The sequence below is a fragment of the Pseudomonas sp. NA-150 genome (assembly GCF_044336365.1).
Taxonomy (GTDB): domain Bacteria; phylum Pseudomonadota; class Gammaproteobacteria; order Pseudomonadales; family Pseudomonadaceae; genus Aquipseudomonas.
In genome coordinates this window covers 6,049,359-6,069,367 of the sequence record NZ_CP172305.1, presented here as the reverse complement: position 1 = coordinate 6,069,367, position 20,009 = coordinate 6,049,359, and the positions used below count along the sequence as shown (strand labels likewise).

17 protein-coding genes are annotated in these 20,009 nt (G+C 59.8%); 7 read left to right on the top strand and 10 right to left on the bottom strand.

Annotation, left to right across the window (positions count from 1 at the left end):
* Positions 1-99: 99 nt before the first annotated feature.
* From ACF0H7_RS28415 to cbiE, 3 genes are read right to left on the bottom strand one after another with little or no spacing between them, the layout of a single operon-like run.
* Positions 100-828 (bottom strand): cobalt-precorrin-6A reductase, encoded by a 729-nt coding sequence (locus ACF0H7_RS28415; RefSeq protein WP_397450122.1) that lies wholly within the window; start codon positions 826-828, stop codon positions 100-102.
* Complete coding sequence (locus ACF0H7_RS28410; protein WP_397450121.1) at positions 825-1,922, bottom strand: cobalt-precorrin-5B (C(1))-methyltransferase; 1,098 nt, start codon at positions 1,920-1,922, stop codon at positions 825-827. Before ACF0H7_RS28410 ends, ACF0H7_RS28415 begins: the two co-directional genes overlap by 4 nt.
* Positions 1,922-3,124, bottom strand: coding sequence for a precorrin-6y C5,15-methyltransferase (decarboxylating) subunit CbiE (gene cbiE, locus ACF0H7_RS28405; RefSeq protein WP_397450120.1), 1,203 nt, complete (start codon positions 3,122-3,124; stop codon positions 1,922-1,924). The genes ACF0H7_RS28410 and cbiE overlap by 1 nt, the downstream gene beginning before the upstream one ends.
* A 121-nt stretch (positions 3,125-3,245) precedes the next feature.
* Between cbiE and cobG the strand changes: the two genes are divergently transcribed.
* From cobG to ACF0H7_RS28370, 7 genes are all read left to right on the top strand, one after another.
* A complete protein-coding gene (gene cobG / locus ACF0H7_RS28400; RefSeq protein ID WP_397450119.1) occupies positions 3,246-4,586 on the top strand; it encodes a precorrin-3B synthase in 1,341 nt (446 codons plus the stop codon).
* Positions 4,579-5,205: a precorrin-8X methylmutase gene (locus ACF0H7_RS28395; protein ID WP_397450118.1), complete on the top strand. Its 627-nt coding sequence runs from the start codon at positions 4,579-4,581 to the stop codon at positions 5,203-5,205. The genes cobG and ACF0H7_RS28395 overlap by 8 nt, the downstream gene beginning before the upstream one ends.
* The gene (locus tag ACF0H7_RS28390) at positions 5,205-5,936 is read left to right on the top strand and encodes a precorrin-2 C(20)-methyltransferase (RefSeq protein WP_397450117.1); all 732 of its coding nucleotides are present in this window, start codon (positions 5,205-5,207) and stop codon (positions 5,934-5,936) included. Before ACF0H7_RS28395 ends, ACF0H7_RS28390 begins: the two co-directional genes overlap by 1 nt.
* Positions 5,936-7,642: a precorrin-3B C(17)-methyltransferase gene (gene cobJ / locus ACF0H7_RS28385; RefSeq protein ID WP_397450116.1), complete on the top strand. Its 1,707-nt coding sequence runs from the start codon at positions 5,936-5,938 to the stop codon at positions 7,640-7,642. The genes ACF0H7_RS28390 and cobJ overlap by 1 nt, the downstream gene beginning before the upstream one ends.
* Before the next feature lie 360 nt (positions 7,643-8,002).
* Positions 8,003-8,812 (top strand): hypothetical protein, encoded by an 810-nt coding sequence (locus tag ACF0H7_RS28380; RefSeq protein ID WP_397450115.1) that lies wholly within the window; start codon positions 8,003-8,005, stop codon positions 8,810-8,812.
* A 51-nt stretch (positions 8,813-8,863) separates the two neighbouring features.
* Positions 8,864-9,619, top strand: coding sequence for a hypothetical protein (locus tag ACF0H7_RS28375; protein WP_397450114.1), 756 nt, complete (start codon positions 8,864-8,866; stop codon positions 9,617-9,619).
* Positions 9,620-9,689: 70 nt separating this feature from the next.
* The gene (locus tag ACF0H7_RS28370; RefSeq protein ID WP_397450113.1) at positions 9,690-10,325 is read left to right on the top strand and encodes a hypothetical protein; all 636 of its coding nucleotides are present in this window, start codon (positions 9,690-9,692) and stop codon (positions 10,323-10,325) included.
* A gap of 1 nt (position 10,326) precedes the next feature.
* Here ACF0H7_RS28370 and ACF0H7_RS28365 read toward each other — a convergent pair whose 3' ends face one another.
* The 7 genes from ACF0H7_RS28365 to ACF0H7_RS28335 all read right to left on the bottom strand — a co-directional run bounded on the left by ACF0H7_RS28365 (position 10,327) and on the right by ACF0H7_RS28335 (position 19,999).
* Positions 10,327-10,923, bottom strand: coding sequence for a MarC family protein (locus ACF0H7_RS28365; protein ID WP_397450112.1), 597 nt, complete (start codon positions 10,921-10,923; stop codon positions 10,327-10,329).
* A gap of 112 nt (positions 10,924-11,035) precedes the next feature.
* Entirely contained in the window at positions 11,036-13,819 is a 2,784-nt protein-coding gene (locus ACF0H7_RS28360; RefSeq protein ID WP_397450111.1) for a response regulator, read from the bottom strand.
* A gap of 111 nt (positions 13,820-13,930) precedes the next feature.
* Positions 13,931-15,226, bottom strand: a complete 1,296-nt coding sequence (purD, locus tag ACF0H7_RS28355) for a phosphoribosylamine--glycine ligase (protein ID WP_397450110.1) — start codon at positions 15,224-15,226, stop codon at positions 13,931-13,933.
* A gap of 135 nt (positions 15,227-15,361) precedes the next feature.
* On the bottom strand, positions 15,362-16,969 hold the full coding sequence (gene purH / locus ACF0H7_RS28350) for a bifunctional phosphoribosylaminoimidazolecarboxamide formyltransferase/IMP cyclohydrolase (protein WP_397450109.1): 1,608 nt from the start codon (positions 16,967-16,969) through the stop codon (positions 15,362-15,364).
* 78 nt (positions 16,970-17,047) lie between these two features.
* Positions 17,048-17,368 carry a DNA-binding transcriptional regulator Fis gene (gene fis, locus ACF0H7_RS28345; protein ID WP_397450108.1) on the bottom strand — a complete coding sequence of 107 codons (321 nt, stop codon included), beginning with the start codon at positions 17,366-17,368 and terminating at the stop codon, positions 17,048-17,050.
* The gene (gene dusB, locus ACF0H7_RS28340) at positions 17,365-18,378 is read right to left on the bottom strand and encodes a tRNA dihydrouridine synthase DusB (protein ID WP_397454048.1); all 1,014 of its coding nucleotides are present in this window, start codon (positions 18,376-18,378) and stop codon (positions 17,365-17,367) included. The genes fis and dusB overlap by 4 nt, the downstream gene beginning before the upstream one ends.
* 292 nt (positions 18,379-18,670) lie before the next feature.
* Complete coding sequence (locus tag ACF0H7_RS28335; protein ID WP_397450107.1) at positions 18,671-19,999, bottom strand: DUF3426 domain-containing protein; 1,329 nt, start codon at positions 19,997-19,999, stop codon at positions 18,671-18,673.
* Positions 20,000-20,009 lie beyond the last annotated feature (10 nt).

The following is a 20,009-nucleotide window of genomic DNA, read 5'->3' as shown; positions in this document are numbered from 1 at the left end:
ATCGGCTGCGTAGCAGTCGCAAAACCCGGGCCCCCAAATTTTTCAGAAAACCGTGGCATCCGGCGACCGCTTCGCGCTCGATCGCAGGCAAGCCAGCTCCTACAAAAAACCAGCCAGACTCAACGCTTCGATCAACTCACCGACCTGCAAAAATTCCCGATCCACCTTCGCCAACACCGGCCGCTTCAAAACCAACACCGGCACCCCCAACTCCCGCGCCACTTCCAGCTTCGGTTCAGTCGCCGTGCTGCCGCTGTTCTTGCTGATCAACACATCAATCTTGCGCCGAGCAAACAACGCACGCTCGTCATCTAGCAGAAACGGTCCGCGCGCGCCGATGATTTCGCAGCGGTCATTGCCGGGATAAGCGTCCAGTGCGCGCAAAGTCCAAAACTGGTGATCGGGGATCTCGTCGAGGTGTTGCAGGGGCTCGCGGCCGAGGGTGAACAGCGGATGTTGGAAGGGCGCGAGGGCGGTGATCAGTTCGGCCCAATCGCTGACTTCGCGCCAGTCATCATTGGGTCCGGCCTGCCAGGCGGGTCGGCGCAAGGCCCAGCATTCAATGCTCGCAGATTGTGCCGCAATGGCAGCGTTCTGGCTGATCTGCGCGGCATACGGATGGGTCGCATCCAGCACTAAATCGATGGCTTGCTCACGAATGAAGTGCTCCAGCCCTTGCGCCCCACCAAACCCGCCGACGCGCACCTGACAGGTCAGGTCAGTCGGCACCCGGCCTACGCCGGCGAGGCTGTAGAGATGCTGCGGTCCCAAACGACGAGCAAGCGCCAAGGCTTCGGTCACGCCGCCGAGCAGTAGCACTCGCTTCATGCCACGGCTCCCGCGCGCCCGACGATCCCGCCCTGACGATCAATGGCGAACACTTCGACCTGAACCTGCGCTGGCACCACGCCGCGCGCAAACTCCAGCGCATGGCGACACACCTCGTCACCCAAGGCGATGCCGACCGCGCTGGCCATCGCAAGCGCCTGCTGGCTGGTGTTGGCCTCGCGGATTGCCTGTTGCAGTGTCGCGTCGGCGCCAATGGCTGCGGCCCATTCGGCCAGTTGTGGCAGGTCGATGCTGGAGTGGCGGCTGTGCAGGTCCATATGCCCGGCGGCCAACTTGCTGATCTTGCCGAAGCCACCGCAGAGGCTGAGTTTATCGACCGGTACTTTACGAACATGTTTGAGCACGGCACCAACGAAGTCGCCCATTTCGATCAAGGCGATTTCCGGCAGGTTGTAGACCCGGCGCATGGTGTCTTCGCTAGCGTTGCCGGTGCACGCGGCGATGTGCAGATAGCCGTTGGTTTTGGCGACATCGATGCCTTGGTGAATCGAGGCGATGTAGGCCGCGCAGGAAAACGGTCGCACGATCCCGCTGGTGCCGAGGATCGACAGACCTCCAAGAATCCCAAGTCGAGGGTTCATGGTTTTCAGCGCCAGCGCTTCACCGTTTTCGACGCACAGGGTGACTTCGAAACCACCGGCATAGCCGACTTCGCTCGCCAGTTGCAGCAAGTGCTCGGTGATCATTTTACGCGGCACCGGGTTAACCGCAGGCTCGCCGACATTCAACACCAGTCCGGGACGGGTCACGGTGCCGACACCCGGACCGGCGACGAAACACACGCCTGTTTCAGGGATCAAGCGCACCCGGGAATACACCAGCGCACCATGGGTGACGTCCGGATCATCGCCTGCATCTTTGATCGTGCCGGCCTCAGCGCCCTGTGCAAACGGGCGACAGAACTCCAGACGCATTTGCACCACTTTGCCCTTGGGCAAGACGATCTCCACCGCGTCGTTCACCTCGCCACCCAGCAGCAAGCGCGCCGCCGCCAGACAGGTCGCGGTCGCGCAACTGCCGGTGGTCAGACCACTGCGCAAGGGCGCGGGTTGTTCGGCGGTTTCGTCGCGCATCAGGGTTTGACCGCTTCAAGCAAGGTAATGGGCAGCGCCTGACGCCAGGTGTCGAACTCACCCAGCGGCCGAGCCTGGGCGACATGAATGCGGGTCAATTCGCCGCCATGCTGTTCGCGCCACAGCACCAAGGTGGCTTCGCTTTGCAGGGTCACGGCGTTGGCCACCAACCGACCGCCGGAACGCAGCCTTTCCCAGCAGGCCTCGAGTACGCCGGGGCGGGTGACGCCGCCGCCTATGAAAATCGCATCGGGTGCTTCCAGTTCACTCAGCGCTTCAGGCGCGCTGCCGCGAATCAACTGCAAACCGGGCACGCCCAGCGCATCGCGGTTGTGTTCAATCAACAATTGGCGACCTTCATCAGCTTCAATGGCCAGCGCCCGGCAACTGGGGTGCGCGCGCATCCACTCGATGCCGATGGAGCCACACCCCGCGCCGACGTCCCACAGCAATTCACCGGGCGTTGGGGCGAGGCGAGCGAGGGTGATGGCGCGCACGTCGCGTTTGGTCAGTTGGCCGTCATGCTCGAAGGCACTGTCCGGCAGCCCGGCCAATAGCGACAGGCGTGGGGTGTTGGTATCGATCCGACAGTCGATGGCCACCAGATTCAACGCTGCGATCGGTGGATCGATCCATTCGCCAGCCATGCCTTCGACTCGACGCTCGGCGATGCCGCCCAGATGTTCCAGCACCGTCATGCGGCTCGGGCCGAAACCTCGGTCGCGCAACAACTCGGCAATCGCGGCCGGGCTGCTGCCGTCGTTGCTCAGTACCAGCAAACGCACACCGTTATGTAATTGGGCATTCAACGCGGCCAGCGGCCGGGCGACGACCGATAAAGTGACCACATCCTGCAACGGCCAACCCATGCGGGCAGCGGCCAGCGAGTAGGAAGAGGGCGCCGGCAGGATGGTCATTTCATCGATGCTGACCTGTCGCGCCAGGCTCGCCCCCACACCAAACAGCATGGGATCGCCGCTGGCCAGCACACAAATCGGTGTGCCCCGTTGTTCCAGCACCGGTTTCAGCGAGAATGGGCTCGGCCAGGTGCTGCGCTCGGCGCGAATGCACACTGGCAACAGGTCGAGCTGGCGTTGGCCGCCGAACACCTGCCCGGCGGCCATCAGTGCACGACGAGCCGTCTTGCCCAGGCCTTTGAAGCCTTCTTCACCGATTCCCACGACTGTCAGCCACGGCGTCATCCACGTTCCTCGATCCACTAATAAGCACTTCCGACAGACCGGCTTTTCATGCCTGTGGACAATGCAGGCATAATAGCGCGCCCACGGGGCTTAGCGCCTGCGCGTTCTAACGGATGATCCATTGAACAAGCCTACTTCCTCCACGCCTCTACGCCCCTCGGCCTGCCCGGGGTTGTTGCGTATCGTCCCGGCGTTGGACGGCGGCATTTGCCGGATCAAGTTGACGGGCGGCTCGATCACTTCCCGGCAGGCGAACGCCGTGGCAGAGGCCGCAGAGCGTTACGCCACGGGCGTGATCGAGGCCACCAACCGTGGCAACCTGCAGATTCGCGGGATTGGCAGCGAGCAGGATGCGTTGATTGCGCTGCTGCTGGACGCGGGTCTGGGGCCGAGTACGGCGGCTGGCGATGACGTGCGCAACCTGATGCTCAGCCCGACGGCCGGCCTCGACCCGCAGCGTCTGTTCGATACGCGGCCGCTGGCGGAACAGATTCTCGACACCCTGCAAAGCCATCCACGGTTCCATGACCTGTCGCCCAAATTCGCCCTGTCGCTGGACGGTGGCGAAGCACTGGTGATGCTCGAACATCCCCATGACCTGTGGCTGTCGGCGCTGAATGTGGAGGGCGAGACGCTGTTGGCGTTCGGTCTGACCGGTTGTCCCGCTAGCGACGCGCCACTGGCCGCCGTGCCGCTTGATCAGGCGCATGAACTGGTGGTGGCGGTGCTGGAGGCGTTTCTCGATCTGGCGCGTCCCGAGCAAACCCGCATGCGCCATCTGTTGGCGGAGATATCCATTGCCGCGTTCCTTGAAAGCCTGTGTGCGCGGCTGAGCGTTGCCTTGCGCCGCGATCACGTCATCACCGGTTGGCATCGCCCTGCGGCTTCGGCCAATGGGCATCTGGGTATTTATCCACAGGACACGTCTGCTTGGGTCGCCGTCGGCGGCGCGGTGCCGTTGGGGCGACTCGATGCGTCGATGTTGCGCAGCGTCGCGCAACTGGCCAGCGAATGGGGCGACGGCACCTTGCGCCTGACGCCGTGGCAAAGCCTGCTGTTGCCCAACGTCCGTGCGCAAAGTGCTGCCGTGCTGCTCACGGGCCTGCAAGCGGCCGGATTGATCTGCAACGCGCAACAGCCCTTGGCGCACATGATCGCCTGTACCGGTTCGGCAGGCTGTGGCAAAGGCCTGGCCGACACCAAGACCGATGCCGTGCAGTTGGCGGCTACGTTTGAACGGAACGGCTTGAGCCGGCCGGTGCATCTGTCCGGTTGTTCGCGTTCCTGTGCCGCTGCCCACGTGGTGCCGGTGACTTTGTTGGCGGTGTCCGCCGGCCATTACGACCTCTATTTTCGCGATCCGCAGCAACCCGGTCTCGGTGTGCTGCGGGCGCGTGACCTCACTATTGAAGCAGTTGGTGCGCTGTTAGCCGCCGACTCACGGAGCAACACCCATGATTGATTACATCCGCGACGGTCAGGAGATTTATCGCAACTCCTTCTCGATCATTCGCGCTGAGGCCAGGCTCGATCAGATTCCGGCCGACCTGGAAAAGCTCGCTGTGCGTGTGATCCACGCCTGTGGCATGGTCGAAGTCATCGAAGATTTGCGCTTCTCACCGGGCGCCGGTACCGCCGGACGTAACGCGCTGGCCGCTGGCGCAACGATTCTGTGCGACGCACACATGGTTGCAGAAGGCGTGACCCGCACGCGCCTGCCGGCCAACAATCAGGTGATTTGCACCCTCAAGAATGAAAACGTCCCAGAGATGGCGCGGGAGCTGGGCAACACCCGTTCCGCCGCTGCGCTGGAGTTGTGGCGTCCGCACCTGGAAGGCAGCGTGGTGGTGATCGGCAACGCGCCGACCGCGCTGTTCTACCTGCTGGAAATGCTCGATGCCGGCGCGCCTAAACCGGCGTTGATCCTCGGCTTCCCGGTGGGCTTCGTCGGTGCGGCGGAGTCCAAGGCCATGCTCGCCGCCGACAGCCGTGGCGTGCCGTTCGTGATCATGCAAGGTCGTCGCGGCGGCAGCGCCATGGCGGCCGCAGCGGTCAACGCCCTCGCGACGGAGATCGAATAATGCAGCCGCGCGGTCGTTTGCTTGGTCTGGGCGTTGGCCCCGGCGATCCTGAACTGATCACCGTCAAAGCGTTGCGCTTGCTGCGGGAGTCGCCCGTGGTGGCGTACTTCGTGGCCAAGGGCAAAAAGGGCAATGCGTTCGGTATCATCGAAGCGCACCTGCAAGCAGCGCAGACCCTGATGCCGCTGGTGTACCCGGTGACCACCGAGGCATTGCCGGCACCGCTGTCCTACGAACAGGTGATCAGCGATTTCTACGACGAAGCCAGCGAAGCCCTGGCCGCGCATCTGGATGCCGGTCGCGATGTGGCGGTGATCTGCGAGGGTGATCCGTTCTTCTACGGTTCCTACATGTACCTGCACGATCGTCTGGCTGAGCGTTACGAAGCGGAAGTCATCCCCGGCGTGTGCTCGATGCTCGGCGGCGCATCAGTACTCGGCGCGCCGTTGGTGTATCGCAATCAAAGCTTGTCGGTGCTCTCCGGCGTGTTGCCGCATGACGATCTAAAGCGCCGTCTGGCCGATGCTGATGCGGCGGTGATCATGAAGCTGGGGCGCAACTTTCCCAAGGTTCGTCAGGTGCTGGAAGAGTTGGGCATGGCCGAGCGTGCGTTGTACGTCGAGCGCGCCACCATGGCCAATCAGAAAATCGTCCCGCTGAATGAAGTCGAGCCAATGTCCTCGCCGTACTTCTCGCTGATCATCGTTCCGGGCGAAAGGTGGCAGGGCTGATGAACATGCAGACTCCGGCCATCGTCATCCTTGGCAACGGCAGCCTCGCCACAGCGCGACGTATTCAGCAGGTGTACCCCGAGGCGTTGATCCACGGTCTGGCCTCTCGCGTCCAAGGCGCCGACCTGACCTACTCCGAGTTTGGTGCCACATTGCGTCAGCTCTATCAGCAGGACACGCCGATCATTGCCCTGTGCGCTGCGGGTATTGTGGTTCGAACCCTAGCGCCGCTGTTGCTGGAGAAAGGCGTCGAGCCGCCGGTGTTGGCCGTGGCCGAAGATGGCAGCGCTGTCGTGCCATTGTTGGGCGGGCTGGGCGGCGTGAACGTTATGGCGCGAGAGATCGCGACCGGCTTGGGTGTCGCGCCGGCGATTACCACCAGTGGTGAGCTGCGTTTTGGTACCTGCCTGCTCAATCCTCCGAGCGGTTATGCGTTGGGCGATCTGGAGCTGGGCAAGCGCTTTGTTTCGGATTTACTGTCAGGGCAACACGTGCGCATCGAAGGCGCCGCGCCTTGGCTGGCGCAGGCGCAATTGCCGGAAGATGAACACGCGCAGTTGGCGATTCATGTGGGCTGTGCCGAGCGCGAGCCTTCCAGCAACGAGTTGCTGATCTATCCGCGCAGCGTGTTGGTCGCGGTGAGCGCTGCTGTGCCTGAGTTGGCGGTGGCCGTTCGCGCAGCGCTTCATGAGGCACGGATCGCCGTGCAGTCTCTGGCGTGCCTGCTGGCTGATGAGGCAGACATGGCCCATCCGCTCTTGCATCAAGCGGCCGCCGAACTGGGCGTACCGCTACGGTTTGGCGCCGGGCACTCAACCATCAGCGACATGGCGCAACAGGCTGTGCCGCAATTGCTGCCGCCGCTCAGTGTCGGTGACGACATCGCCATCGCAGTGGGCCAACAACCGCTGGACCTTCAGCAGATCGGTCGTGGACGCGGGCGTCTGGCGGTCATCGGCCTCGGGCCTGGCGCTGCGGAACTGATGGTGCCGGCGGTCAAGGCTGAGTTGGCACGCGCCAACGATGTACTGGGTTACGAAACCTACGTGCGCATGGCCGGGCCGTTCCGTGCCGATCAAACCCTGCACAACACCGACAACCGCGAAGAAATGCAGCGCGCGCGCCACGCCTTTGAACTGGCTGCGTCCGGGCGTTCGGTGGTGGTGGTGTCGTCCGGTGATCCGGGCGTGTTTGCGATGGCTGCAGCCGTGCTGGAAGCATTGCATGAGTCGAGCAATCCCGAGTGGCATGCTGTCGAACTGGAAATCCTGCCCGGCGTTTCTGCTTCGCTGGCCACCGCCGCGCAAGCCGGTGCGCCGTTGGGTCATGACTTCTGCGTGATGTCGCTGTCGGACAACCTCAAGCCGTGGGACATCATCGAAAAACGTCTGGACCTCGCGTCCCAGGCTGATCTGGCGCTGGCCTTCTATAACCCGATCTCCCGCTCACGCCCTTGGCAATTGGGCAGGGCACTGGAAATCGTTCGTCAGCACCGCACGCCTGAAACTCCGGTTACGTTGGGGCGTGACATAGGCCGGCCGGGGCAAAGCCTGCGGGTCATCACCTTGGGCGAACTGACCCCGGAGCAGGTGGACATGCGCACCATGGTCTTGATCGGTTCGTCGACTACCTGCGTGTTCCCGCGAGCGGATGGCGGGATGTGGGTGTACACGCCTCGCTGGTATGGTGCCAAACCTACCAGTTGAAGGTAAGTGCGCGCCGGAAGGCACAGGGGGGCAAGTAGGAAATGGCTTAAAACGCTGTGTTTTAAGCCGCCATTCAGCATGGAAGACTACTTGCTCCTTGGATGACTTCACATTTTCTTCGTTGCCGAAGAAGTAGTCTCTTTCTTTCGATATAAATTGAATTTTTTATACGGTCCGTATTTGCGGGTTAATGGTCGATGTCTCTGAAGTCGATCTGTAAGCAAAAAATTCAATTAACAACAAAATGTCTCACGTCAATGCAGAGTGTTGTGCTGCGTGGTTGGATTGTATTCGTTGTTTTCTTTATCTAGCCTTGGTTCTTGTCCATGAGGGCATTTTTCAAATAAGGGATTGTCTGAAATGAAGTTTGATTTAGATATGAGTGTTGCAGAGCGTCGTAATTTTATTGCCGATTGTGAACTTGCAGATCGCTCGCATTCGCTGGTAGATCCTGTACCCCATATGAATTCACCGATGGCGTTCTCGATTGAAGAGCCGAAAGAGCCGCAGAGCGCTGCTGTTGCCGGCGGGACCTTGTTCGGGTTCACGGAAGGCCTGTCCCGTCAGAATAAGGAGGACGTCGATAACTCCTTCCTGTTCGCCACTCTGGTAGCGAACAAGGCATTCAACCCAGAAACCGAGACGCAGCTTTGGTACGGTAAATTCAATCAGGTATTGAGTACTGCTGGCTGGCTCTCCTTCGAATGGAGGTATGGGAAGTACCGAGCGACTCAGCGACGTTTCTCTATGGATCAGGTAGGTCTGGAGATTCTGGGATCCGTCATTGCCGCCGCGGCCCTGCCTGGGCCTGCGTCGCTGGCGATGCTCAAGGTAGCCGGGGATGCGGTGGCTGCGCTCAAAAAGTCGGAAAAACCTTGGCGCATGTTTGATCAACAGACCAAAACGCATCAAGGCGGCAGCTTCCGCGTCGGTGCTTGCTCGGAGTTCAAGGATGGCACCGTGTACGTGGCCTTGGGGGCAGTGAACTTTCGTGCCAAGTCCGCTGTGACCAATGTCCTGTTTTGGGAATGGAACGACGCAGAGGTAGATACTTATCGGGGTGAATCGAATATGGTTCTTAATGAGGGCATCTATTCAGGTGTTCGTGATCTCATTCGTCAAAAACTAGGGAGCAACTCCCAGACCGGTATCATGGAATTTGAAATCTGAATAAAGGGGGAGGCGCAAGCCGCCTCCTCTTTATAAGGTAGGGAGTTATTGATGGATAAGGGAATGAGTGAACTTATAGTTAATGGAGGGTGTTTACTGTTTTTTTTGGATGCCCAGAGTCTCCATTCGAAAAATGATGTAGTGAACTCCACGTTATATGCGCAATTAGCCGCTTCAAAAAAACATTCAAAATTTTCCGCTTATGATGACTGGCGCGAGAGATACCTCGCGGCGTCGCTTCGGTTTGGTTGGATGCTGAAAGCCAGCGAAAGCATTAGCCAGCGCATGACAGGTCAGGCCTCTCGCACGCTCTGGGACTGGATCAGGGATAAGCTCCCGGCGTTTGTCAGCGCCACTGAAATCAAGCTGGGCGAAGAAGCCGCTCGTCAGCGTTACCACGATTTTCCTAATCAACCCGCCATCGGTCTCCTCGCTCAGCAGGTGTTACAGAGCACGATTGCTCCTGTTCTGAATCAACCACAAGCGATGACGGTCGCCTTGCAGCTTGGCTTGGTGGGGCCGGGGGCTACTTTGACGTTGGTTCAAATCAAATTTGTCAGCCACCAACGGTTGACTCCGGGCTTTCTGTTCGAGCCCCTGATACCGGCGAGCATTGTGGGCAATGTCGAACTGTCTTTTTATTCAATGCAGTTGATGGATCTGGCCTACTCGCCATTTCGCGAGACGTTTGAGACTGCACTTGAAGGTCTGCGATCTAACCTCGTTTGCCCGCTTCAGGAGGTCGACGATATCCATTTGCCGCGCAAGGATACGAGCCTCTCCGTCTCGCTATGCAGGGGTATCTAAGGAATCAGGCGCACCAGGAAATCATTGAACTGTAAGCCATGGGCTGTGTATTGAAGGCAGGAAAGTGAGAGTGAATACAGTTAATAATAACGCCGCTATTCTTGGACGTATAAATAGTCTTGTCGCATTCTTTCCTGGGCTATCGGCACAGGAAAAATCGGATATCCAGAATGTATTGTTGTATGCCCAGTCGTTTGCCAGTCAAACCTACGATTTCGAGAGGAGTTGGCACAGCTGGATGCATTACTACCGTAACCGACTTGAGGCACGCGGGTTTCAGTTGCAAAGTCTGGTGACAGGGGACTCTGAGATCATAAGCAGTGTCGATGATCTGGCGCGGGCAACCTTTAGGGTCCACGGTGCATCGGCAAGCGCGCAACTTGCTGATCTTGTGCGTCGATCAGTCGCCGCCATGGGCATTAATCGAATCGTGACCGCTTATTTTGAGGGCGGGATCGATTCCGGGAATCTGGGAAGCTTTCAGATCGTGCCTTGTGAAAAGACGCCTTCGGGGGACCTGACCGTATTGTTATGTGGGTTACATCTAAGCGTCGATGGCTATTCAGCGGAGCGGCGGCGTCTTGTTTTTCATTTCAAAGGTGGCAGCTATAGGTGTGACCCAGGCGTCTACGCTGCACATCGCAAGTCGGTTTCGGATTACTTGCGCAACAACCCCGAAGCTTACTTTAAAAACATCACCCTTTAGATTACGGCACCAAATATCCTTTCACCCCGGTAAAGATAATTTGCGCTGCCAGCGCGCACACGAACAAGCCCATCAGTCGGCTGACGATCTGCAAACCCTGGTCACCCAGAATCCGTTCGATGCGGTTCGACAGGTACAGCACCACGCCGACGGTAAAGCTGGCCAGGGCAATGCTTATGATCGCGGTGAGTTTGTCATCCCAGTGTGGCTGGCTGACGCCCATCACCAGCAGGGCGCCGATGGTGCCGGGGCCGACGGTCAAAGGGATGGTCAGTGGGACGATGGTGACGTCCTGCTGGACGTTGTCGGTCTGCACGGCCGACTTGCCTTGCGCCATGCCCAGGGCCGAGATGAACAGCACGCTGCCGGCGCCGATTCTGAAGGCGTCGACGGTGATGCCGAATACGCTGAAGATCACTCGGCCAAACAGGTACAGCAAGACACTGGACACCAGCGTTGCGATCGCCACTTTCCACGCCAGCCGACGTTGCTCCTTGCGGGAATACCCACGGGTCAGGCTGATGAAGCACGAGAGGACAAAGAACGGGCTATAAAGCACCAGCATCTTCAAGTAAACGCTGAACAACTCGTGGAGCATGGTGTGGGCCCGCGCGGCAGTGAAAGGTCGACAGGAAGTCTATCAGGCGGCGCGGACTATCTTGCGCGGGAATATCAATTTCGTCTGTTGGGCCAGGACCATGTGCGACGGATCAACTGATCTGGCTGCGCGCCTGGCTTTCTTCGCGTTTGGACACCCAATGCTCGATCAACTCGCGCAACTGTGACAGTTCCACTGGTTTGGCCATGTGCCCGTCCATGCCCGCCTGACGCGCGCGTTCCTTGTGTTCGGTCAGGATATGCGCGGTGAGTGCGACCACCGGGGTACGGATTCGTTGGTTGCCAACTTCCCAGGCACGTAGCTGCTGGGTGGCGGAAAAGCCGTCAAGGATCGGCATTTCACAGTCCATCAACACCAGGTCGTAACGCTGAGACTTCATGGCTTGCAAAGCCTCTTCGCCGTTGCTGGCGGTATCGGGTTGCAGATTGAGCTTGCCGAGCATGCCGCGAATGACTTTGGTCGAAATGCTGTTGTCTTCCGCGACCAGAATGCGGAAGTCGCTCGGCACGCTGACCGGGTTGATTGGCGAATGGTTGATCGTTTGCGGAGGACTGACGGGAGAGGCGCCTCGGGTGCGTTGATTGAGCTCATCGGCCAAGGTGGTCTTCAGGGTGTAACCAGCGACCGGTTTGGCGAGGATGCGTTTGATCCCGGCATTGCGCGCGATGATTTTGCTCGGCGCGTTGCTGATTCCGGTGAGCATGATCAGCAGGATGTCGTGGTTCAGGCTTGGGTCTTCCTTGATCTTGGCGGCCAATTGCATGCCGGTCATGCCGGGCATGTTCTGGTCGAGCAGGACCACGTCGAAATAATCCCGCAGGTGCGCCTTGGTGCGCAGCAAGGCCAGTGCCTCTTTACCCGAAGGCACGGCGCTGACGTTTAGGCCCCAGGCGCTGCATTGCTGCACCAGCACTTTGCGACAGGTGTCGTTATCGTCCACCACCAGTACCCGCGCACCCTTGAGCGGGCTGTCGAGGTCGGTAGTGGGTTGTTCCAGTCGGTCCGGGTCCAGCGGCAGCGTCAGCCACAGGGTACTGCCTTGGGTGGTGCCGCTCTGGATGCCGAATTCACCGTGCATCAGCATGATCAACTGACGGGCAATCACCAGGCCGAGATTGCCACCCAGCTTGGTGGTCGAGAGGAAGTTTTTGCTGTGCAGTTCCGCGTGCAACAGTGCGTCGCGTTCTTTGGCGGCCAACGGTTCGCCACTGTCCTGCACCGCGATGCGCAGGCGTGGTTTGCCGCTGCGTGAATCCAGCGCGACCACCAGCAGGACTTCGCCTTCGTCGGTTTTCTTCAGTGCATTTTCAAGCAGGCTAAGCAGCGTCTGGCGCAGACGCGTCGGGTCACCGCTGATCACCCGGGGTACCTGGGGCTGAATGAAACTGATGAGTTCGACGTTCTGCTGTTCGGCTTTGGCCCGGAAGATATTCAGGCAGTCCTCGATCAAAGCGTTGAGATCGAACTGCACATCGTCCAGTTCAATTTGCCCGGACTCGAGCTTGGTGATGTCGAGAATTTCGTTGATCAGGGTCAGCAGTTCATTGCCGGCGCTGTGAATGGTTTGCACATAATCGCGTTGCTTGACCGACAGCGGTGTGCCCAACAACAGCTCGGTCATGCCCAGCACGCCGTTCATGGGGGTGCGGATTTCGTGGCTGATCTTGGCCAGGAACTCGGCCTTGGCATTGATTTCGGCCGTGCTCGCCGCCAGGTCGCGGCTGGCGCTGAAACGGTCTTCGTTGATGCTGCGATAGCGCTCGCTGAGGGCGACGCTCATCATCAGCCCGACCACGCAGAACACACCCAGCAAAATGATGATCAGCCACTGCGGCGCGATCATCGTCAGGCCGAGCAGGGCGGGCAGAATCACCAGGCAACCCAGATTGAAAATCACCATCGCCAACACGAACAAGCGTGCAGGGCTGTAGCCCTTCTGCCAGTGATAGGTCGAGACGAACAGAATGCTCAGGCTGGCCAATGCCACCATTGCATAGGTGATCATATTCAGCGGCATCGCGTTGACGAACAGCACCAGCAGGCAGCTCAGGCCAATGATGACCATGTCGGCCAACAGCAGACGATTCAGCGCCATCGAGCGTCGTGGCGCAAAGAATCGGTAGGCGAACATCAGGCCGCTCAGGGCTGCCAGCATTAGCGCCAGATAGGCATTCGGGGTTTGCGCCACATGCCAGTCGTGCAACCACGGTGCCAGCAGGTTGAGCAGCAGCAGGGCGCTGAGTGTCAGCATCCCCTCACACGCGGCCAGCCACAGGGTGCTGCGCATCCGGGTGTGGGCGAAACGGGTGATGTTCTGCAGGATCAGCATGGCCAGACAGCCAAGGAACAGCCCCAGCAGCAGGGGCTGACGCTCATCTGCTGCGCTGGCGACCGCCGATTGCAGAACAATGTTGGGGCGCAGTTGCTGCTCGGAGACCATGCGCAGGTAAACGTCCAGCGTGGCCTCGCGTTGCGGCAGTGGCAGGAAGAAATCAGTGGAAGGCAGCAGGCGGCTGGAGCGGGGGATGTCGTTACCGGCGCGTGAATGATTGATCACGGTATCGCCGTCGAGCACGTACATGTCCAGGCTCGCCACATCCGGGGCGAAGATTCGGAGCAGCTGTTCGTGTTTTTCAGGGGCCAACCGGTAGTGCAGCCACACGGCGCTGTTGCGGCCGCCAGCAGTGACTTGATCGAGTTCGATGGGGCTGAATTGATTCAGGTAACGTGCCGAGCGCACATCGTTCAACTGCAGGGTTGCCTGATCGTCGAGCAATGTCGACCAGCCACCGCTTTGCTCGGCGTAAGCCGGGAGCATGCAGAGCAGGGTCAGCAGACTGACGGTGAATCCTATGGCAATCCTGAGCCAGCGCACGGCGAGATCCCTTCGTAGGTGAATGCCAGATAACTCCAGATAGCAACTATGCGCGGGGCAGGAATAAACAGGCAAGTGTCGTTCGATAGACGCTTGCCTGGTGGGCTAGCCTTATTCCAGGTCTTCACCGCGCTCGCGGGCAATGGCGCGGTAGCCAATGTCCTTGCGATAGAAACAACCTTCCCAATCAATTTCAGCGGCCAGTTTGTAAGCCAGCGCCTGGGCACTGCCTACGCTCTCACCCATTGCGGTGGCGCACAGAACACGTCCACCGGAGGTTACCACTTGACCATCCTGCAACGCAGTACCGGCATGGAAGACTTTACCTTCCAGACCCGCGGCAGCGTCCAGGCCCTTGATCACGGCACCTTTGGCGTAATCCCCCGGGTAACCACCGGCGGCCAGCACCACGCCCAGGCTCGGACGTGGATCCCATTGTGCTTCCACTTTGTCCAGCGCCTGCGCCAGCGCGGCTTCGATCAGCAGCACCAGGCTCGATTGCAGGCGCAGCATCACTGGCTGGGTCTCCGGATCGCCGAAGCGGCAGTTGAACTCGATGACCTTGGGGTTACCCGCCTTGTCGATCATCAGACCCGCATAGAGGAAGCCGGTGTATACGTTACCTTCTTCGGCCATCCCGCGGACAGTCGGCCAGATCACCAGGTCCATGACGCGCTGGTGGACTTCGGCAGTGACTACCGGAGCCGGGGAGTATGCACCCATGCCGCCGGTGTTTGGGCCGCTGTCGCCATCGCCGACACGCTTGTGGTCCTGGCTGGTCGCCATTGGCAACACATTCTTGCCGTCGACCATGACAATAAAGCTGGCCTCTTCGCCATCGAGGAATTCTTCGATGACCACACGCGAACCGGCTTCGCCAAACGCGTTGCCAGCGAGCATGTCGCGCACGGCGTCTTCGGCTTCGGTCAGGGTCATGGCGACAATGACACCTTTACCCGCAGCCAGGCCATCGGCCTTGATCACGATCGGCGCGCCGACTTTTTGCAGATAAGCCAGTGCAGGCTCGATCTCGGTGAAGTTCTGGTAATCGGCCGTCGGGATCTTGTGGCGCGCCAGGAAATCCTTGGTGAAGGCTTTCGAGCCTTCCAACTGAGCCGCGCCAGCCGTTGGGCCGAAGCAATCCAGGCCACGGGAACGGAACAGATCGACCACGCCCGCCACCAGCGGTACTTCCGGGCCGACGATGGTCAGGGATACGTTCTTTTCCGCAAAGTCAGCCAGCTGTTCAAGGGCCAACACGTCGATGGCGACGTTCTCGCATTTGGCTTCAGTCGCAGTACCGGCGTTGCCTGGGGCGACGAATACCTTCACGACACGCGGGTCCTGAGCGACTTTCCACGCCAGGGCGTGTTCACGGCCACCGCTGCCAATGATCAAAACATTCATTTCAAAAACCTCGATGACGCTGAATTCTGTGGGTGTTGCACAACCTTTGTAGGAGCGGGCTTGCCCGCGATCAGCTTGATGCGGTGTATCAGGGACGCCGCGATCGCGGGCAAGCCCGCTCCTACAGGTGATCTATCAATGACGGAAGTGGCGCATGCCGGTGAAGACCATCGCAATGCCGGCTTCATCGGCCGCTGCAATCACTTCATTGTCCCGCATCGAGCCGCCCGGCTGGATCACCGCAGTGATGCCCACCTTGGCTGCGTTGTCGATGCCATCACGGAACGGGAAGAATGCGTCCGAGGCCATGACCGCGCCTTGCACTTGCAGGCCAGCGTGTTCAGCCTTGATGGCTGCGATACGTGCAGAGTTCACGCGGCTCATCTGGCCTGCGCCGACCCCGATGGTCTGGCGGTTCTTGGCGTAGACGATGGCGTTGGACTTCACGTACTTCGCGACTTTCCAGGCGAAGATCAGGTCGTGGATTTCCTGTTCGGTCGGCGCGCGTTTGGTGACGATTTTCAGGTCGTCGGCGCTGATCATGCCGATGTCGCGGCTCTGTACCAGCAAACCGCCGTTGACGCGTTTGAAGTCCCAGGCCGCAGCGCGTTCAGCTGTCCACTGGCCGCTGGTCAGCAGGCGGACGTTGGCTTTGGTGGCAATGACGGCCTGCGCTTCGGCGCTGACGCTTGGGGCGATGATCACTTCGACGAACTGACGCTCGACGATGGCCTTGGCGGTTTCTGCATCCAGTTCGCGGTTGAAGGCGATGATGCCGCCGAACGCCGATTCGGTGTCAGTGGCGTAAGCCAGTTCGTAAGCCTGACGGATGCCGCCTTCGTCGTCCGGGCTGACAGCCACGCCGCACGGGTTGGCGTGCTTGACGATGACGCAGGCCGGTTTTACGAAGCTCTTCACGCACTCCAGCGCAGCATCGGTATCGGCCACGTTGTTGAACGACAGTTCCTTGCCTTGCAGCTGGGTTGCAGTGGCAATACCCACTTCGGCAGGCTTGGCTTCCACGTAGAACGCCGCGCTCTGGTGCGGGTTCTCGCCGTAGCGCATTTCCTGCGCCTTGATGAACTGGCTGTTGAAGGTGCGCGGGAACGCGCTGCGGCCTTCGGTACTGAGGGTTTCCGCGGTCTGATCGACGCTGCCCAAGTAGTTTGCGATCATGCCGTCGTAGGCGGCGGTGTGTTCGAACGCCTTGAGCATCAGGTCGAAACGCTGAGCGTAGGTCAGGCCGCCAGCCTTGAGGCTTTCCAGCACCTGGCCGTAGTCACCGGCGTTGACCACGATGGCCACGTCTTTGTGGTTCTTGGCTGCCGAACGAACCATGGTCGGGCCGCCGATATCGATGTTCTCGATCGCGGTCGGCAGGTCGCAACCTGGTTTGGCAACCGTGGCTTCGAACGGGTAGAGGTTGACCGCGACCAGATCGATCGGCTTGATCCCGTGCTCGCTCATGATTGCATCGTCGATGCCGCGACGGCCAAGAATGCCACCGTGGATTTTCGGGTGCAGGGTCTTGACCCGGCCGTCCATCATTTCTGCGAAGCCGGTGTAGTCAGCGACTTCTACCGCAGCAATGCCGTTGTCCTGAAGCAATTTGAAGGTGCCACCGGTGGAGAGGATCTCGACACCCAGAGCGCTCAGCTCACGGGCGAATTCGAGGATTCCGGTCTTGTCGGAGACGCTGATCAAAGCGCGGCGGATCGGCAGGCGGGTAGTCTGGTCGGTCATCTCAATGTCCATCTAAAGCAAAGGAATCAGCAAAAAAAGGCGACCGCTGAGATGGGTCGCCTTTTCTGTTTTAAATGCTTAAAGCAAATCGTACTGCTTGAGCTTCTTGCGCAGGGTGCCGCGATTCAGGCCCAGTAATTCGGACGCCTTGGTCTGGTTACCCTTGACGTAATTCATCACGCATTCGAGCAGCGGCGCCTCGACTTCCGACAGCACCAGGTTGTACACGTCCGTAACGGCAGCGCCTTCCAGGTGTGCGAAATAATTGTGCAGCGCCTTCTCGACACTACCGCGCAGGGTCTGACCCTCTTCGCTCGGGGTGTTGAGGTGCTGTTTCAAATTGACGTTTTCGCTCACGGGCGTTGTTCCACTCACTAAAGTCTCGGTCATCATCGTCATGCGGCCACCTCTTCTCCGACCCCTGTTTCCGGGCTCTTGTAACGCTCGCTAAAGAACTCACGAACGTTGGCGCACTGTGCTTCCGTATCTTCCAAACGATTGAAGTGGGCGCGAAACTCCTTGGCGCCCGGCAAGGTTGCGAGATACCAGCCGACATGCTTGCGTGCGATACGCACACCCAACACATCGCCATAGAAAGTGTGCAACGCAGCCAGGTGCTCTAGCAGGATGCGTTCCACCTCACTCAACTGCAGGGCCGGCAATACTTCGCCAGTGCGCAGGTAGTGTTCTATCTCGCGAAAAATCCAGGGCCGCCCTTGGGCCGCCCGGCCTATCAACAGTCCATCTGCACCGGTCGCCTGCAACACGTACCGGGCTTTCTCTGGCGAGGTGATATCGCCATTGGCGAACACCGGAATCGACACCGCCTGCTTGATCTCGGCAATGGTGTCGTACTCGGCTTCACCGGTGTACAAATCGGCTCGGGTACGACCATGCACGGCCAGCGCAACAATCCCGGACTGCTCGGCGATCTTCGCCACGGTCAGGCCGTTCTTGTTCGCCCGGTCCCAGCCAGTACGAATCTTCAAGGTGACCGGCACATCGACTGCGGCGACTACCGCCTGCAGGATCTCGCTCACCAGTTGTTCGTCTTTCAGTAACGCGGAGCCGGCGGCCTTGTTGCAGACCTTCTTTGCCGGGCAACCCATGTTGATGTCGATGATCTGTGCGCCCAACTCAACGTTTGCGCGTGCTGCATCCGCCAGCATCTGCGGGTCACCACCGGCGATCTGCACCGAGCGTGGCTCGGGATCGCCTTCGTGGATCATGCGCAGACGCGATTTGCGGCTGTTCCACAGGCTCATGTCACTGGTGACCATCTCCGAGACCACCAGACCTGCGCCGAGTTGGCGGCAGAGCTGGCGAAAGGGCTGGTCGGTGACCCCGGCCATCGGGGCAAGAATCAAGCCGTTCTGCAATGTATAAGGGCCGATGCGTACCGCCGACATAGGGGTGCCTGTTGTTGGGGTCGTCATCGCAAGTCCGTTCGAAAAAGCCTCGCCAAGACTTTTCACGCCGAACCCAGAGTGTGAAAAAGGGTTGGCATGATACCCGAGCTCGATGACTGGATAAAGGCTGAATTGGATAAAATCTGAACAGTTCTTTTCTTATCGCCAGCGGTTTGGTGTTCCGCCGTGCCGTCATAAAAGCGTCGCCAATCACGGATAGGTGTCTGCTTCGGACACAAGCTACAGGCTATGACGGCTTTTCTTTGCTGAACTTGAGTGCTGAATCAGGCAATCACTCGGGTGAGCGGAAGTTCAGGCTGTAATTCACCGCTTTTGTCCCGGGGTCGAGAATATCCAGCGCGATGTGAATTGGCGTCTGCGGCGGCATTTCCGACTTTCCGGCCATTTCGCCGCTCAGATATTCGCTGGGCTTAAACCGACGACTGGCAATCAACTGTCCGTTGGGATCGGCGAAGCGCAATTCGAGCAACGGGAATGGCTGGGAGAAGGATGCGCGGTTGTAGATGATCGCGTCGACCACCAGCGCACCTTTGAACTCGGGATGACTGCGCACTACCAGATTGCTACTGCGCAGCAGGTTGATGTCGACTTTTGACGGCACTTTGCAGCCGATCTGCGGGCAGAGCTGCTGGAACCATGGGCGATACTGGTCTTGTCGCGCCAATTCGTCGAAGTGATACCAGACGTACTGGCCGGCCAAGGCCGCCAGTGCCAGCAGGACCAACAGGCCCCAGGCAAAGCGACGGCCCCAGCGTGGCTTGGGCTTTTGCCAGTCGAGCTGCAACGGGTCGTCGGTCAGATCATCGAGCATCGGCTCGTTGCGCGAGGGCTTCAGGCGTGGTTCGTGACGCTTTTGAGGCTCGTCGAACGCTTCGTTCTCGTCAACCTCAACCGCCGAGAAACGCTCGCTGGCGTCGTGTGCCGGCGGATGTTTGTGCACTAAATCGGTGTAGGCAGAACCCACGCTCGGGCTCAGATACGGTACAGGTGCTTGCGGCTCGTCGTCCAAGGCAGTGCTGTCCAATGACAGCGACGGCTCGGTACGGCCGTGGTGTTCGAGCGGTTCGTCATGCGGCTCTTCATGCGCGTGGTGCGGATGCTGGTGTTCTTCTTCCTGCCGTGAGTGTTCGTCGGCGTCGTCGTTGACCAGGCTGGCGAACTGCTCGCCGTCGTTCTCGAGATTGTCGCGGCGAGCGCTGAGCGTCGAGTCGGTATGACGGCCATGGCTTTCGCGGCCGAACTCCTCTGACAGCTGGATTTCACGCTGTTCGAGCTTGGCCAGCTCCTCGTCGAGGTCCATGTTGTCCAGATCAAGGCTGTCGAAGTCCAGCGCGCTGGCTTTTCGTTCCTTCTGCGGCTCGGGCAGCGGTTCGACGGGCTGAATCACTGGAGGGGCGACCGGGGCCGTTGGCAGGCCCACCAGTGGCAGGCTCTCCTCGGCCGGCTTGCCAGTGTGTTGTTCCAGCAGTTGTTTCGCCGCATTGAAAACCTGCAGGCAGGAGCCGCACCGGACCACGCCGCGGGCCACACTCAGTTGTCCGTGGCTGACGCGGAAACTGGTCTGGCAGTGTGGGCACTGGGTAACGAAACTGTCGGTCATGCGGCGATCC